The organism is Lichenihabitans sp. PAMC28606, assembly GCF_020616535.1.
Lineage (GTDB): Bacteria > Pseudomonadota > Alphaproteobacteria > Rhizobiales > Beijerinckiaceae > Lichenihabitans > Lichenihabitans psoromatis.
Genome location: NZ_CP085136.1, coordinates 1,200,809 through 1,214,996, shown reverse-complemented (window position 1 = coordinate 1,214,996; position 14,188 = coordinate 1,200,809). Strand labels below are relative to the sequence as shown.

General features: G+C 63.4%; 13 protein-coding genes. 5 read left to right on the top strand and 8 right to left on the bottom strand.

Features of this window, described 5'->3' with window-relative positions; all coding sequences use genetic code 11:
• Window positions 1–4: 4 nt before the first annotated feature.
• Window positions 5–853 carry an SDR family oxidoreductase gene (locus LGH83_RS05845; RefSeq protein WP_227400987.1) on the bottom strand — a complete coding sequence of 283 codons (849 nt, stop codon included), beginning with the start codon at window positions 851–853 and terminating at the stop codon, window positions 5–7.
• Between the two features lie 180 nt (window positions 854–1,033).
• Here LGH83_RS05845 and iolG point away from each other — a divergent pair, with 180 nt between their 5' ends.
• Both iolG and LGH83_RS05835 read left to right on the top strand, forming a co-directional pair.
• Window positions 1,034–2,026 (top strand): inositol 2-dehydrogenase, encoded by a 993-nt coding sequence (gene iolG / locus LGH83_RS05840; protein WP_227400986.1) that lies wholly within the window; start codon window positions 1,034–1,036, stop codon window positions 2,024–2,026.
• Between the two features lie 82 nt (window positions 2,027–2,108).
• Entirely contained in the window at window positions 2,109–3,278 is a 1,170-nt protein-coding gene (locus LGH83_RS05835) for an MFS transporter (protein ID WP_227400985.1), read from the top strand.
• A gap of 22 nt (window positions 3,279–3,300) precedes the next feature.
• On the opposite strand, the gene LGH83_RS05830 is transcribed toward LGH83_RS05835, so the two are convergent.
• The 4 genes from LGH83_RS05830 to LGH83_RS05815 form a co-directional block, all read right to left on the bottom strand.
• Window positions 3,301–3,885 (bottom strand): exopolysaccharide biosynthesis protein, encoded by a 585-nt coding sequence (locus LGH83_RS05830; protein ID WP_227400984.1) that lies wholly within the window; start codon window positions 3,883–3,885, stop codon window positions 3,301–3,303.
• An 84-nt stretch (window positions 3,886–3,969) separates the two neighbouring features.
• Complete coding sequence (locus tag LGH83_RS05825; protein WP_227400983.1) at window positions 3,970–4,635, bottom strand: HAD family hydrolase; 666 nt, start codon at window positions 4,633–4,635, stop codon at window positions 3,970–3,972.
• A 115-nt stretch (window positions 4,636–4,750) separates the two neighbouring features.
• Complete coding sequence (locus tag LGH83_RS05820) at window positions 4,751–5,365, bottom strand: class I SAM-dependent methyltransferase (protein ID WP_227401741.1); 615 nt, start codon at window positions 5,363–5,365, stop codon at window positions 4,751–4,753.
• Between the two features lie 26 nt (window positions 5,366–5,391).
• A complete protein-coding gene (locus tag LGH83_RS05815; protein WP_227400982.1) occupies window positions 5,392–6,642 on the bottom strand; it encodes a DUF3419 family protein in 1,251 nt (416 codons plus the stop codon).
• A 160-nt stretch (window positions 6,643–6,802) separates the two neighbouring features.
• Between LGH83_RS05815 and LGH83_RS05810 the strand changes: the two genes are divergently transcribed.
• Window positions 6,803–8,167: a nucleotide sugar dehydrogenase gene (locus tag LGH83_RS05810; protein ID WP_413771144.1), complete on the top strand. Its 1,365-nt coding sequence runs from the start codon at window positions 6,803–6,805 to the stop codon at window positions 8,165–8,167.
• Window positions 8,168–8,194: 27 nt separating this feature from the next.
• Here the strand turns inward: LGH83_RS05810 and LGH83_RS05805 are convergent, their stop codons facing one another.
• Window positions 8,195–11,083, bottom strand: coding sequence for an EAL domain-containing protein (locus tag LGH83_RS05805; protein WP_227400981.1), 2,889 nt, complete (start codon window positions 11,081–11,083; stop codon window positions 8,195–8,197).
• A 188-nt stretch (window positions 11,084–11,271) separates the two neighbouring features.
• Between LGH83_RS05805 and LGH83_RS05800 the strand changes: the two genes are divergently transcribed.
• Window positions 11,272–11,853 (top strand): YqaA family protein, encoded by a 582-nt coding sequence (locus LGH83_RS05800; protein WP_227400980.1) that lies wholly within the window; start codon window positions 11,272–11,274, stop codon window positions 11,851–11,853.
• Window positions 11,844–12,356: a disulfide bond formation protein B gene (locus LGH83_RS05795; RefSeq protein WP_227400979.1), complete on the top strand. Its 513-nt coding sequence runs from the start codon at window positions 11,844–11,846 to the stop codon at window positions 12,354–12,356. Before LGH83_RS05800 ends, LGH83_RS05795 begins: the two co-directional genes overlap by 10 nt.
• On the opposite strand, the gene LGH83_RS05790 is transcribed toward LGH83_RS05795, so the two are convergent.
• Together LGH83_RS05790 and LGH83_RS05785 are read right to left on the bottom strand one after the other, a co-directional pair.
• Window positions 12,353–13,108 carry an MOSC domain-containing protein gene (locus tag LGH83_RS05790; RefSeq protein ID WP_227400978.1) on the bottom strand — a complete coding sequence of 252 codons (756 nt, stop codon included), beginning with the start codon at window positions 13,106–13,108 and terminating at the stop codon, window positions 12,353–12,355. The genes LGH83_RS05795 and LGH83_RS05790 overlap by 4 nt on opposite strands.
• 14 nt (window positions 13,109–13,122) lie before the next feature.
• Window positions 13,123–14,163 (bottom strand): cation diffusion facilitator family transporter, encoded by a 1,041-nt coding sequence (locus tag LGH83_RS05785; RefSeq protein ID WP_227400977.1) that lies wholly within the window; start codon window positions 14,161–14,163, stop codon window positions 13,123–13,125.
• Window positions 14,164–14,188: the final 25 nt, after the last annotated feature.

Here is a 14,188-nt window from a genome sequence, read left to right as displayed (position 1 = left end):
CTGGTCAGTCTTCGCGGGCGAGTGGCGCATCGGCCGCGCCCGTAACGGTCTGATCGAAGTCGATGTTCGATCCGGTCATCAGGCCCGACTGGCTCGAGGCGAGATAGACGCAGGCACGTGCCACCTCGTCGGGATCGATCAGCCGGCCGAACGGTCGCGTCTTCATGGCCGCGTCCAGCCAGCCGTCGGCCGCGCCGTGATAGGTCTTCATGGTCGCATCCTCGCCTGGCGTTGCCATCCAGCCGATGTTGAGGCCGTTGACGCGGATGCGGTAGTTGAGAAGGGCATGAGCAGTGTTGCGGGTCAGCGCCGCGAGCGCGGCCTTGGAGGCCGAATAGGCCGCGATGAAGGCTTGGCCGCCATGCGCCGCCATCGATTGGATATTGACGATCGATCCCTCGATCCGCTCGCGTCGCATGAGCAGAACGGCGTCCTGCATCAAGAAAAAGGGGCCGCGCACGTTGGTGGCGAACATGCGGTCGAAGCCCTCTTCGGTGGTGTCAAAGATATTGCCCCGGTCGGTGATGCCGCCCGCATTGACGAGGATATCGAGCCGTCCAAATTCGGCATCGGCGCGCGCCACGGCCGCGCGGCAGTCTGCGACCGACGACAAGTCGGTCCGAACGAAGATGGTCCGACAACCGTCACGGTTCAGAGCCGCAGCAATCGCGGCCCCATTGGTGGTGTTGCGTCCGCAGAGGATGAGGCCCGACGCTCCGGTGGCGGCGAAACGCTCGGCGACAGCTTTGCCGAGACCCTGCGTTGCGCCGGTTATCAGCGCGACCTTGCCGGCCAGTGGCTCGTTGCTCGGCGTGGCGGTTTTTGCGAAAGCTGGATTGGCGTCGTGGCTCATCACGGCCTCCCAATGACCCCTCTTGCAGGGCGTTCATCTCGAAATATGAAACAATAATTCCGTTCTGACGTCAATTCAGAATATGCGTTCTTCTTTCAATTGTGTAATTTGACGGCTTGAGCCGCGAGGTTTTGCTTGTCCTTGGCGTCGACCACAGCAAGCGATCGGGAGCATCACGAGATGGTAAGATTTGGACTGATCGGGGCAGGGCGCATCGGGCGCATCCACGGTGGCAATGTCGCGGCACGATCTGACGCGCGGCTCGTGGCGATCGCGGATGCGGATGCGGCCAGCGCCACAGCGCTCGCCCAGCAGACCGGCGCGGAGGTTCGTGCTGCCGACGCCATCCTGACCGCCTCCGACATCGACGCGGTACTGATCTGCGCCCCGACCGATCTCCACGCCGACTTGATCGAGAAAGCCGCGCGTGCCGGCAAGGCGATCTTCTGCGAGAAGCCGGTCGATCTCAGCTCAGATCGCATTCGCGGCTGCCTCGACGTCGTCGCACAGGCCGCGGTGCCGCTGATGATCGGTTTCAATCGCCGCTTCGACCCGAACTTCGCGACCCTCAAGGCGCGGCTCGATCACGGACTTGCCGGCGATATCGAGATCGTCTCCATCATCTCGCGCGACCCATCACCGCCGCCGGTCAGCTACATCGCCCGGTCCGGCGGCCTGTTTCGCGACATGATGATCCATGATTTCGACATGGCGCGCTTCCTGCTCGGCGAAGAGCCGATCGCCGTCACGGCTGTCGGAAGCGCGCTCGTCGATCCCGCGATCGGGGAGGCCGGCGACGTCGATACAGCGGCCGTTCTGCTCGAGACACGGTCCGGCAAGATCGCACAGATCTCGAATTCACGTCGCGCCACCTATGGCTATGATCAGCGGGTCGAGGTGCATGGTTCGAAAGGCATGCTCCGCGCCGGCAATATTCATGAAACGACCGTGGATTTCGCGAGCGCAGCGGGCTTCAACGCCGATCCGGTGCAGAACTTTTTCCTCGAACGCTATGCGAGCGCCTATCGGCTTGAACTCGACGCTTTCGTCAAAGCCGTCACGTCGGGAACAGCGCCGACACCCTCCGGACAGGACGGACTGCGGGCACAGATGCTGAGCGACGCCGCGACGCAATCCGCACAGGAGAAGCGCCGCATCGAGATCACGGCCTAAGCGCCGAGCTCCTATGCCGCAGTGCCGTATGGATTTGTGCGATGCGGCAGGCTAAGGGTGCGGCGAACCGGAACCGCTGCCCGTGCTGTCTCTGCCGCTTCTTGCCCTCGCCATTGCGTCCTTCGGAATCGGCACCACCGAATTCGTCATCATGGGCCTCTTGCCCGATGTAGCTCATAGCCTCGGTGTCTCCGTTCCGCAGGCGGGGTTGCTCGTGTCCGGCTATGCGATGGGGGTTGCGGTGGGGGCGCCGATCGTCGCGGTCGCGACCGCGCGCTTCCCTCGTAAATCGGCTCTTCTGGCCCTGATGGCCATCTTCATCATCGGCAATATCGCCTGCGCTCTGGCGCCGACCTACACGAGCTTGATGGTCGCGCGAGTGCTCACGGCCTTCGCCCATGGGTCTTTTTTCGGGATCGGTGCCGTCGTGGCGCGGGACCTCGCGCCGCGCAACAAGCGGACTCAGGCGGTGGCCTTGCTGATCGGCGGCTTGACGCTGGCCAACATGCTCGGCGTTCCACTCGGCACGGCGCTTGGCCAGGTCGCCGGATGGCGCGCCGCCTTCTGGGCCGTGACCGGCATCGGTGTGATTGCGGCCGGTGCGATCGCGATTTTCGTACCCTCGGGCCTGGCCGGCGCACGAAACGGCCTTGCGTCCGAATTTCGAGCGCTCGCGCAATGGCGCGTGCTGATGCCGATGTTGATCAGCGCCACCTCGTCCGTAAGCCTCTTCGCGGTCTTCACCTATATTACGCCGCTGCTGGAGACCGTCAGCGGCCTAACCCTGGGTCAGGTGACGTTCGCGCTGCTGCTGTTCGGCTTCGGCTTGACGGCCGGAAACATCATCGGCGGTCCGTTCGCCGACCGCAATTTGACCGGAACCGTGAAGACAATTCTCTGCTGCATCATCGCGGTTCTGGCGATTTTCGCCTTCACGTGCCACGCCGCCATTCCGGCTGTGCTGACCATTATGGTGTGGGGCGCCCTCGCGTTCGCGCTCGGGGCACCGCTTCAAATCTGGGTCGTCGAAGCGGCCTCGGATGCGCCGAACCTCGCTTCGATCCTGAACCAGGGGGCGTTCAACTTCGGTAATGCGATCGGTGCGGCGGTGGGCGGCTTCGCGATCAACGCCGGGGTCCATTACGCGCAATTGCCGTGGCTTGGGGCAGGGGTCGCGGTCGTGGCGCTCGCTTTGACGCTCATGGCCCAGAGCGGCGCCAAGCAGATGATGGCGCAACGCCCGGCTGAATGACGCCAGAAAGCTCCGGCCGTCGTCAGAGCAATTCTCGGACCGCGAGGATGACGGCGTAGAGGAAGCTGGCGCTCAGCGCGGCGCCGATGACTCCGGCCAGCAGGCCGGATGCGACCAGAACGCCGTCACGCTCGGACTGACCCAGCCCCATCAGGCAAACTCCAAGGCCGAAGGGCACCTGCCCGATCAGCGGGGCCGCCGTGAGCATGCCGAGCGCCATGACGATCAACATCGCGCCGGTGAGAATCGCCCCTGTTCGCGCGCCGAAAATGTGAAGCCGCGGTTTCGACCAACGCTCGAGCGTGTTGACGACCGGCAACGCGCGGCGGATCGCCTTACCGAGATCGGCCTGCTTGATCGAGCGCCCCATCAGCGAGTTCGGGAGCCAGGGCGCCGGCCGCCGGATCGCGATCTGCACCGCGATGAGGATCAGCAGCAGCGCCGATATGGATGGGATCGGGGGCGGCATCGGCAGGCAGTTCGGCAGACCGAGCAGCACGATCAGGATCGCGAACGATCGGTCGCTCAAGGCACCGAAGATCGTCCTGATCGTGATCCGCTCCCCAGGCTCGTCGGCGAGACTGCTCAGCACCTGGGACATGCGCATGGAAACGGGTTTGCCTTTCGTGAAGCGGCTCTTCTTTAGCGGTCGTGATCGCACAAGCCAAGCGTGTGTCTGGACGAGACCGAGCTAGCGCGCCGTTCCGGTCCGCTCGCTCACATAGGCCAGCACGGCCGCATCTGTGAAATCCTTCGCCATGATCTCGACCCCGACGGCGGTTAGATCGCTGGCGTCGACCGAGGTCAGAAGGCCCACGACGCCCAGGCCAGCCGCAACCGCCGAGGTGGCGCCGGAGGGCGAATCCTCGAACGCGACCGACGAGGCCGCTGCTCCGCCGAGCAACGCGAGGGCCGTCAGATAAGGCAGCGGATGCGGTTTCGCGTCGGCGAGTTCAGGTCCGATCACCAAGACGTCGAAGCGGGTGTCGAGCCCGAGCGACTTCAGCACCAGTTCGGCATTGGCGCGCGGCGCGTTGGTCACGACCGCGCAGGGGATGGCGTGTCGCTCGGCCCAGGCCAGCAGGTCGAGCAGCCCTGGCGCCGGTTCGATCTCACCGAGCAAAGCGCGATAGGCCGCCTCTTTGTTCTCCATGATGGCGTGGTGACGATCAACCGGGACATGCGGCAGAAAAGCGGCCGCTATGGCCGGATTGGCCTTGCCGATGATCGTTTTGCGATAGGTCTCCCAATCGACGCTCACGCCATGCGGCGCAAAGGTGTTTTGAAACGCTTTGAAATGGACGTGGTCGGTTTCGACGATCGTCCCGTCGAGATCGAAGAGCAAGGTTGCGGTCATGGATTGGATATCGAGCCGTCGTTGGAGACGCGAAGCGCCGAGCTATCGGACCCCGTCTCTACACGGTCGCGGCAAAACATAAAACGCCCTGGGCCGCAGTGCTGCCCAGCTTCGTTTAGGGCCGCCGGAGCACCGCGTAAACCGCGTAACCTCGAAACGGGGTGGCATGACTGAGCACGAGATTGCGCGCCGGCGCGACCTCGGCGAGACGAGCCGGCAACTGAACACGCGGCTCGACATGGAACCAGCCGAGCCAGCCCGTCAGCGCCGCGCGGAACCAGGCCGGGAGATCGCTGCCGTCGCCGAAATCGACGATGTGAAGCGATCCACGGGCCGCGAGGTGGTGCGTCGCTTGATCGAGCACCGCCCTCCAGGGTGGAATCATCGACAGCGCATAGGAAATGACGATGCGATCGAAGCCGTCCCGTCCGAACAAATCATGGGGGTCGAAGGCGGTCGCGTCGGCCTGTCGCAGCGCGATGCGCTCACTCAAGCCGGCCCGGGCGACAGCGTTTTCGGCCGTCGCCAGCATCTCGGCCGAGACGTCGAGACCATAACATCGGGCGGTGGGATAAGCGCGCGCGATCGCGATCAGGTTGCGTCCGGTGCCACAGCCGACTTCCAGGATATGGGCGCCGGGCGGAGGGGCGAGGTCGGCGATCAGTCCGTCGCGTCCCAGCAAATAGAATTTCCGGCTGGCATCGTAGATGTGGCGCTGCCAGCGATACATCCGATCCATCAAACTTGCGGCGTCGCTCACCCGACGGTCGCAAGCGTATAGAGATGGAAGGCGCCATAGATCGACGAGCGATCGCGCGCCCCGAGGCTTCGGCTTCGCTCCTCATCATAGGTCCAGGCGTCGAGGATGGATGCCGGCACCCGGCCCGGCAGGCAACGCTCGTCCGCCGCGGTGCGAAAGATCACGCGAGCCCCAGGCTTTGCGGTTCGCGTGATCTCGGTCCAGAGGGCTGTCAATTGGGCGTCTGTCATCCAGTCCTGTGCGTCGAGAAGCACGTAGCAATCGACGCTTCGCGCCGGCTTCGTTTCGAGGAACGCCGTCATCGATTGCTGACGGAAGGTGACCCGATCGCTTCGATCGCGGATGGCGGCGAAATTCTCGCGTTGCAGATAGGGCGGGAGTGACGCATCGGGCGCTTGATCATAGCGACGACCGAAGGCCTGCCAGGCAAAATAGTTGGTTTTAATGTCGAACCCGCAGGCCAGCCGCTCCAGCCGCTGGCGCAGGACGGCCGCGATGCCGCCCGGGAGATCGTTCGACAAGGCGCTATATTGCGCCGGCGGAATGCCCAGGCCGTAGAGCGAGGCGGGTTGTCGGATCAACCAGCGCACGAAACTCTTGTCGAGAACCGGCGCGAGATGCCGATCATAGAGCGAGCGCTGCGCCGTTAGGCTGTCGGCCTGCAACATGGCACGCGGATCGCAGCCGTAGAGGCGAGCCAGCAGATGGCCTGCTCCGATAAAGCGGCCCAACAGACCGCGACGATAGAAGTTGCCCGAAAAGCCGTCGATGCGCCGTCGACCGCTGACACCGCGTGCATTCCAATAGGCCCGCGACAACGAATCGAGATGCGGTTGAACGTCCCGGTCATAGGCCGCCACATTGGCGCGCGACGTCGCCCGTCCAAAAAAAGCGAAGAAGGCGGCATGGTCGGGCAGGTGCTGCGCCGCGCAGAGCTTCAAGCGGCCGAGTGCCACATGCGCCGCGTTGAGATCGACCGCGCTGATCGAGGCCGGGTTCGCGGTCAGATATGAAAGGACGTTGCAGCTCCCGGACGCGATGGCGACGATATGATCGTTGGGGCCGATCTCGAGGGCAGCCATATCGACGATCGGGTCTTCCCAAATCTGCGGATAGACGAGGCCGCTGAACGCCAAGGTGAACAAGCGTTCGAGCAGGCCCGCCCGCGACAAGGCACGATTGCTGTGAACCGCCGATTCGAGATTTGCAGTCGTCTCGCGGCGCATTGCGCGAACTGATTCCGACATGGGTTCACCTAAAAATAAGATGCTGCGTTGCGCGGCGGTAGTCGGTTTGTGTGACCAGGGCGTGACCGCGATGCCGGGAAGCCTTCGGTTTGGTGCCCACCCTCATTGCGGCTAAGGACTGCAGGACGCCGCGACGCGCGGCGCGTTCTTGCAAACGAGGTTGGGATTGACGGTCGCATCTGGTCATACGGCACCTGCTGCCGTCGCGCCCCTGCTGCAGAAGATCGAGGATCGGTCCTGCCTGATCGGCATCATCGGGCTCGGCTATGTCGGCCTCCCCTTGGCGCTCGCCGCCGCGAAGGCCGAATTTCGCGTCCTCGGTTTTGACATCAACGGCCCGCGGGTGGCGCAACTCAACCGCGGTGAGAGCTTCGTCAAACATATCCCGATCGAGGCGATCAACACGGCGGCGCGTGATGGACGTTTCGTGGCCACGGATGATTTCGCCCGGCTGGACGAACCCGACGCTATTCTGATCTGCGTGCCGACGCCGCTGACGCGTCAACGCGAGCCCGATATGTCGTTCATCGACAAAACCGCCGAGGCCATCGCGGCTCGCCTGCGACCGGGGCAATTGATCGTCCTCGAATCGACCACTTGGCCGGGCACGACGCGCGAGCGTGTGAAGCCGATTCTCGAAGCGGGCGGGCTTCGCTGCGGCATAGATTTCTTTCTGGCGTTTTCGCCCGAGCGAGAAGATCCCGGCAACGCCGATTATCAGACCTCGACGATCCCGAAGGTTGTCGGAGGCGAGGGGCCCGATGCGCTAGCGCTCGCCGATGCGCTCTATAGCCGCCTCGTGGTCCGTACCGTTCCGGTCGCCTCCAGCGCGACCGCGGAGGCCGTCAAGCTGACCGAGAACATTTTTCGATCGGTCAATATCGCGCTCGTCAACGAATTAAAGGTCATCTACGAGCCGATGGGCATCGACATCTGGGACGTGATCGACGCCGCCAAGACCAAGCCTTTCGGCTTCATGCCGTTCTACCCCGGCCCGGGCCTCGGCGGCCATTGCGTTCCGATCGACCCCTTCTATCTCGCTTGGAAGGCGCGTGAATTCGAGACGCCGACGCGATTCATCGAACTTGCGGGCGAGATCAACACGGCGATGCCGCATTACGTTATCGAGCGGCTCGCCCGCGCGCTGGACAATCATGCGAGCCGGGGGCTGAAGGGTGCCCGCGTCCTAGTCATGGGTGTCGCCTATAAGAAGAATATCGAGGATACGCGCGAAAGCCCCTCGTTACGCCTCATGGAACTGATCGAAGAGCGGGGCGCCGTCGCCGACTTCCACGACTCTCACGTCCCGGTAATCCCGGTGATCCGCGAGCACCCGCGCTTCACGGGGCGGATGTCGGTCGATCTGACCGCAAAGGCCGTCGCGGCCTATGATGCCGTGCTGATCTCGACCGACCATGACGATGTGGATTACGCAGCGCTGGTGGCGCAGGCCCGGCTCGTGATCGACACCCGCAACGCCTGCGCGCGAGCCGGCATCGTGGCGGACCACGTCTTCAAGGCGTAGTCGGCTCCGACCAGCGGCTCATAACGCTCAGGCGGCTTCGGCCGTCGCACCGACTAGCTTACGGGCCTCGGCGGCCGAAATCGGCTGACCGAACGCAAAGCCTTGTGCATATTCGCAGCCGAGTTGCGAGAGCTCGATCACGTCGCTCTCGGATTCGGCGCCTTCGGCCACGACCTCCATGCCGAGATCATGCGCCAAGGCGACGATGGACCGCAGAATGACAGGACGGCTGCCTTTGCCATTATGACGCACGAACGACTGATCGATCTTGATCGTGTCGAACGGGAACCGCTGAAGATAGGAGAGGGACGAATAGCCCGTGCCGAAATCGTCGAGCGACAGGCCAGCCCCGAGATCCTTGATCCGGTGCAGCATCTGCGCCGCATATTCCGGATTTTCCATCATCAGGCTTTCGGTGAGTTCCAGCTTCAGCGAGTTCCGCAGGACACCCGAGCGCTTGAGCACCGATTTCACATCGCCGAGGAGATCGTGGCGCAGCAACTGCCGCGACGAGACGTTGACGCTGGCATAAATGGGGGGTGACACATCGAGCGCTTGCTGCCAGGAGGCGAGTTCACGCGCCGTTCGGTCCATGGCGAACAGCCCGAGGTCGACGATAAGCCCGGTCTGCTCCGCCAGGGGGATGAAATCCGCCGGGCTCAGCGTGCCGAGGCGCGGATGCTCCCAACGCAGCAGCGCCTCGAAACCCGCGATGGTCCGGTCTTCCAGCCGCACGATCGGCTGGAAGACCACCTTGATCTCGTTTCGCTCGATGGCGCGCCGCAAATCCGCTTCTAGCGCGAGCCGATCCGACCGCTGCGCTCGCATGCCGGGGCGATAGAGTTCGATGCGGTCGCCGCCCGCGCGCTTCGCATGCGTCATGGCGATTTCGGCATCCTTCAGGATGTCGTCCCGTTTCGCGTGCAGGGCCGTGTCGTAAAACGCCACACCGATCGACGACGTGAGGGAGATCTCGTAGGTGCTGAACGTGATCGGTGTATTGATGGCGCGCCGGATCGTGTCAGCCAATTGCATGATCTGGTCGGCATCGGTCTCCGACACGATGATGAAGGCGAACTGGTCGCCGCCGATCCGGGCCATCGTGTCCTGCGGCCGCATCAGGCGCCCGAGGCGACGCGCGATCGTCAGCAGGATTGAGTCGCCGACCGAGAGGCCCACCTGCTCGTTGATCTGCTTGAAGCGGTCGACATCGAGTGAAAATACCGTCGGGGCGGCGCGGTCGCTACTCCGCGTCATCGTCATCGCGGCATCAAGCCTGTCGTAGAACAATTCCCGATTGGGCAGGCCGGTGAGGCTGTCATGCACCGCATCGTGCAGGAGCCGATCTTCCGCCGCCTTGATGTCGGTCACGTCGGCCAAGGTGCCGACGACCCGCACCACCTCGCCATCCTGCCCGACGACGGGCCGCGCCTTCATGGCATAGGAGAAATATTCGCCATCGGCCGATCGCAAGCGGAAGTCTTGTGCGATGCGGCCGCAGCGTTGCTCCAGCACCGTATCGAGGCAGGCGCGATAGCGGTCACGGTCGAGCGCGTGAAGGCGATCAAACCAGCCGGCGGCCGGACCTTCGAGGTCGCCACGCCGAAGACCCAGCTGCGTTTCGACATCGGGGCTGACGAAAATCCGATCGGCGTTGACGTCCCAGTCGAAGATGATGTCACCCGAGCCGGTCAGCGCAAGCGCCTTGCGTTCGGCATCTGAAACGACTCCGTGAGACATTCCCCCGATCGCAAAGGCATTTTGCATGATCGTAAAGCCGATCAGCATGACGATCAGAACCAGACCGCCCATCAGCGCCGGCGAGACGAGATCGTTGGTCAGCGATCCCATGACGGTGAACCCGGCCGCCGCCACCCACACCAGCAACAGGAACCAGGTGGGGATCAACATGACGGCGCGATCGTAGCCATGCGTCGACAGATAGATGACGAGAATGAAACCGACGGCCGCCACGGTCGCCAGCATGATGCGCGCGATGCCGGCCGCGACCGGTGCGTCGTAAAGCGCGAAGCCGACGAGGGCCGCCAGAAAGATCAGCCAGCCGGCCGCGATATGCGAGTAACGCACATGCCAACGGTTCAGGTTGAGATAAGCGAAGAGAAACACCAGAAGGGTCGCCGCAAGGCTAGCCTCAGCGACCGCGCGCGACACGCGATCCGCCTCGCCGCCCGCCGCGAATAATTTGTGCCAGAAGCCGAAATCGATGCACACATAGGCCAAGACGGCCCAGGCGAGAGCCGCCGCTGCCGGGAAGATGATGGCGCCGCGCACCACGAAGACGATCGACAGGAACAGCGCCAGCAAACCGGCGATCCCGATCACGATGCCTTTGAACAGCGTCAGGCTGGTGAGCTTGTCCTTGTAGGCGTCCGGCTCCCACAAGGTGATCTGGGGCAGGATGGCGGACCGAAGTTCGGCCACATAGGTGACGGTCGCGCCCGGGTCGAGCGTGAGGCGGAACACGTCGGCGTCGGCGCTCTCCTCGCTCTCGGGCGCGAAGCCTTGGCTCGCCGTAATGGCAGAAATGCGCACCGTGCCGAGATCGGGCCAAATGACACCGGAGCCGGCCAGACGGAAATGCGGCACCACGACCAAGCGCTCTAGCTGTTCGTCGGAATCGTTGGTCAGCGCGAACACGATCCAGTTTGGTTGCGTCCCCGCCTGTTTGGCGCCGACCTCGATGCGTCGCACGATGCCGTCCGCACCTGGCGCCGTCGAGATTTGAATGCGATCGCCCTGGCCGTTGTAGCGTTCAACCGACCGCGTCAGATCGATGGCTCGGCTGTCCACCGGGACACGGACGGATTCGATGGCGGAAGCAGGCGTGACGCCGACTATGCCGCCGATCACCCAGGCGGTCGCACAGAGGATCAGAAGGGAAAGAAGATGACGCACGATGGCTGATTTTACTTTGTGCAACGCGAGGGATTTGGGCGGCAAGCCGTCACATCGAAACCCGCGGGTCGCTCGCGTCGGCTCTCAAGTGGTAGCGAGACCATAAGGCAAGCGCAAGGCGGAGCTGAAGCTCAGCTTGCGGCTCTGTCGCGGATGGACACGGACGGACCTCTCGCTTATGGGTGGCGATGTTCAAGAGCCTCTATGCTTGGGTATTGCGCCTTGCCGATAGCCCGCGCGCACCGTGGGCGCTCGGGCTCGTCGCCTTTGCGGAAAGCTCGTTCTTTCCGGTTCCGCCCGACATTATCCTGGTCCCGATGGTGCTGGCGCGACCGGAGCGAGCCTGGCGCTATGCCGCCATCGCGACGATCGCCTCCGTGCTGGGTGGCATGGTGGGCTATGCGATCGGCGCATTGCTTTTCGACACCCTCGGCCAGTGGCTGATCCACCTCTATGGCTATGCAGACAAGCTCGAGGCGCTGCGCGAATTCTACGCCAAATGGGGCGCGCTTTTCATTCTGATCAAGGGGTTGACGCCGATCCCCTATAAGCTGGTCACGATCGTGAGCGGCCTGTTGTCGTATAATTTCGGCCTGTTTGTTCTGCTCTCCCTTCTCACGCGCGGCATCCGCTTCTTCGTGCTCGCCGCCATTCTGGGCCGCTTCGGCGTGCCGATCAAAGCGGCGCTCGATCGCCACTTCGGCCTCATCCTGATCAGCTTCGTGGCGATCGTGGTGATTGGTTTTTGGATTGCGATAAAATGGCTTTGACGATGAAGGCGCGCCCGCGCCAGATCCTGCCGCTCGCGATCGGGGTAACGCTCGCGATCGTGGCCACGATCCTCACCGTCTGGGCCTTCGAGCGGGCCGGCTACACGCCATGTGAGCTTTGTCTGCTGGAGCGCCAGCCGTTCTACGCGGGATTTGCGGTCGGCTTGTTGACGATCGTGTCGGTTCTGACGCGCCGTTGGGGATTGGCGTCGATCGGCTTCGCTGTGCTGGCCCTGCTATTTGCGGCCGGGACGGCGATCGGTGTGTATCATGCCGGCGTTGAATGGAAATTCTGGCCTGGCCCCTCCGGTTGTTCCGGTGCGGTGCAAGCAGCGGCCGGAGTGAGCGACTTCATGAAGCAACTAAAGAGCGTCAAGGTCGTCCGATGCGACGCCGCCGCCTTGGTGGTCGCGGGCTTGTCGCTTGCCGGATGGAACGCCGTGATCTCGCTCGGCCTCTTGATCTGCAGTCTTGTCGGTCTGTCGCGGAGCCGTTCGGCCTAGTCCAGGATCGTGACCGGATCGCCTGGCCGGATCCCGCCCCCCTGAACGACACGCGCATAGACGCCACAAAGGTTGTGCCCGACGGTCTTGACCAGCGTCTTGACCACATTGATGTCGCGTTCGCCCGTCGCAGGGTCGACGCTCGTTGCGGCGCAGCGTTCGGTCGTGTTGGTGATGGCCAGCTGCGTCTCGCCGATCGTGATCTGGCGCCCGACGAGGTCGTGTTCGGCCCAGGCTGGCAATCCGTCGAGATAGAGATTTGCGCGGAACCGGAGGGGATCGACAGCTTGTCCAGCGGCCTTGGCGATGGCCGCGACGCTGGCGAGATTGACCAAGGAGACGAAGCCCTTGGTCGAATCTGTGAAGCGGAACGGGTCGAACGGGCCGAGCAGGCGTGGCGGCCCTTTGAGATCGTCCTCGCAGAAGACGGCGAAGAAAGTCTCGACCGCACTACGGCCTGCGAAAGTCGACAGATCGGCATCGCATTCAAGACGGCCGTCAAGCTCGATCGTCAGGCGGGAGATCGAGGGGTCGAAGCGCGTCTTCAGCGTCGCCAGACGTTCATCGCGCATCAGCATCAGATATTTGGTTTTAGGCCGATAACGCGGCACGGTTTCATCGAATCCCGACGGGCCATTCTCGATGGCGTAAAGTCGGTCGTTGGGAAAATAAGCGCCTTTCGTGAGTTCCACCTCCGACAGAGCTTGGGGCGACAAGCCTTTGATCGGATAGCAGAAGATCGAAGCGATCAAGACGTGATCCAAGGCTAGATCGCCCCGTCTTGAGCGAGCAGGCAGCGATTGTCTTCGCTGACCTCGATCTGCACCGTCATATGGCCGATCCCGAACGTGTCTCGTAGCGTCACTGCCGTCTCCGACAAGAAGTGATCGCCGGGGTGGCCCGCCGGCATGCAGAGATGCGCCGTTATGGCGATCTCGGTCGTGCTCATCGGCCAGATATGCAGATCATGCAATGTCGCGACGCCGGGTCGATCGAGCAGAAAACGACGAACCTTCGCTGGTTCGATCGATGGTGGCACCGCCTGCATCGACATCGAAACGCTGTCGCGAAGCAGTCCCCACGTGCCGGCCACGATGATGGCGTTGACCACGAGACTGACGACGGGATCGACCCAGAGCCAGCCGGTCAGCAGGATCACGGCCCCGGCCGCAATGACCCCGACCGACACCAGCGCATCGGCCGCCATATGCATGTAGGCGCCCTTGATGTTGATGTCATTGTGCCGCCCGGACGCGAACAGATAGGCGGTCAAACCGTTGATCGCGACGCCGATCGCCGCCACGATCATGACGGTGCCGCCCGCCACAGGCTCTGGTGCGAACAACCGTTGTATGGCCTCCAGGCTCAGCGCTCCGACCACCACGAGCAGGAAGATGGCGTTGAACAGCGCTGCCAGGATCGAGGAGCCGCGAAGCCCGTAGGTAAACCGCTGCGAGGGAACACGCTGCGCCAGAGATTGGGCGAGCCACGCCACCATCAGGCCCAGAATATCGCTGACGTTATGACCAGCGTCGGCCAGTAGCGCGACCGAGTGGCCATAGACGCCGGCGCCCGCTTCGACGAGCACGAAGGCCGTATTGAGGCCAATGCCGATCGCGAAGGCGCGGCCGAAATTGGCCGGTGCGTGAACGTGACCTCCGATGCCGTGGCTGTGCCCGGCATGCGAATGATCGTGATCGTGCACGTGATCGCTGTGGGGCTGTGTCGCAGCGCCCGCATGGTCATGCGCGTGTTCCGTGCCGCTCGCCAACGGGGGCGATGCTGCGGCGTGGTGGTGATCGGACATGAATACTCCGGTGGCGACGCCAGAG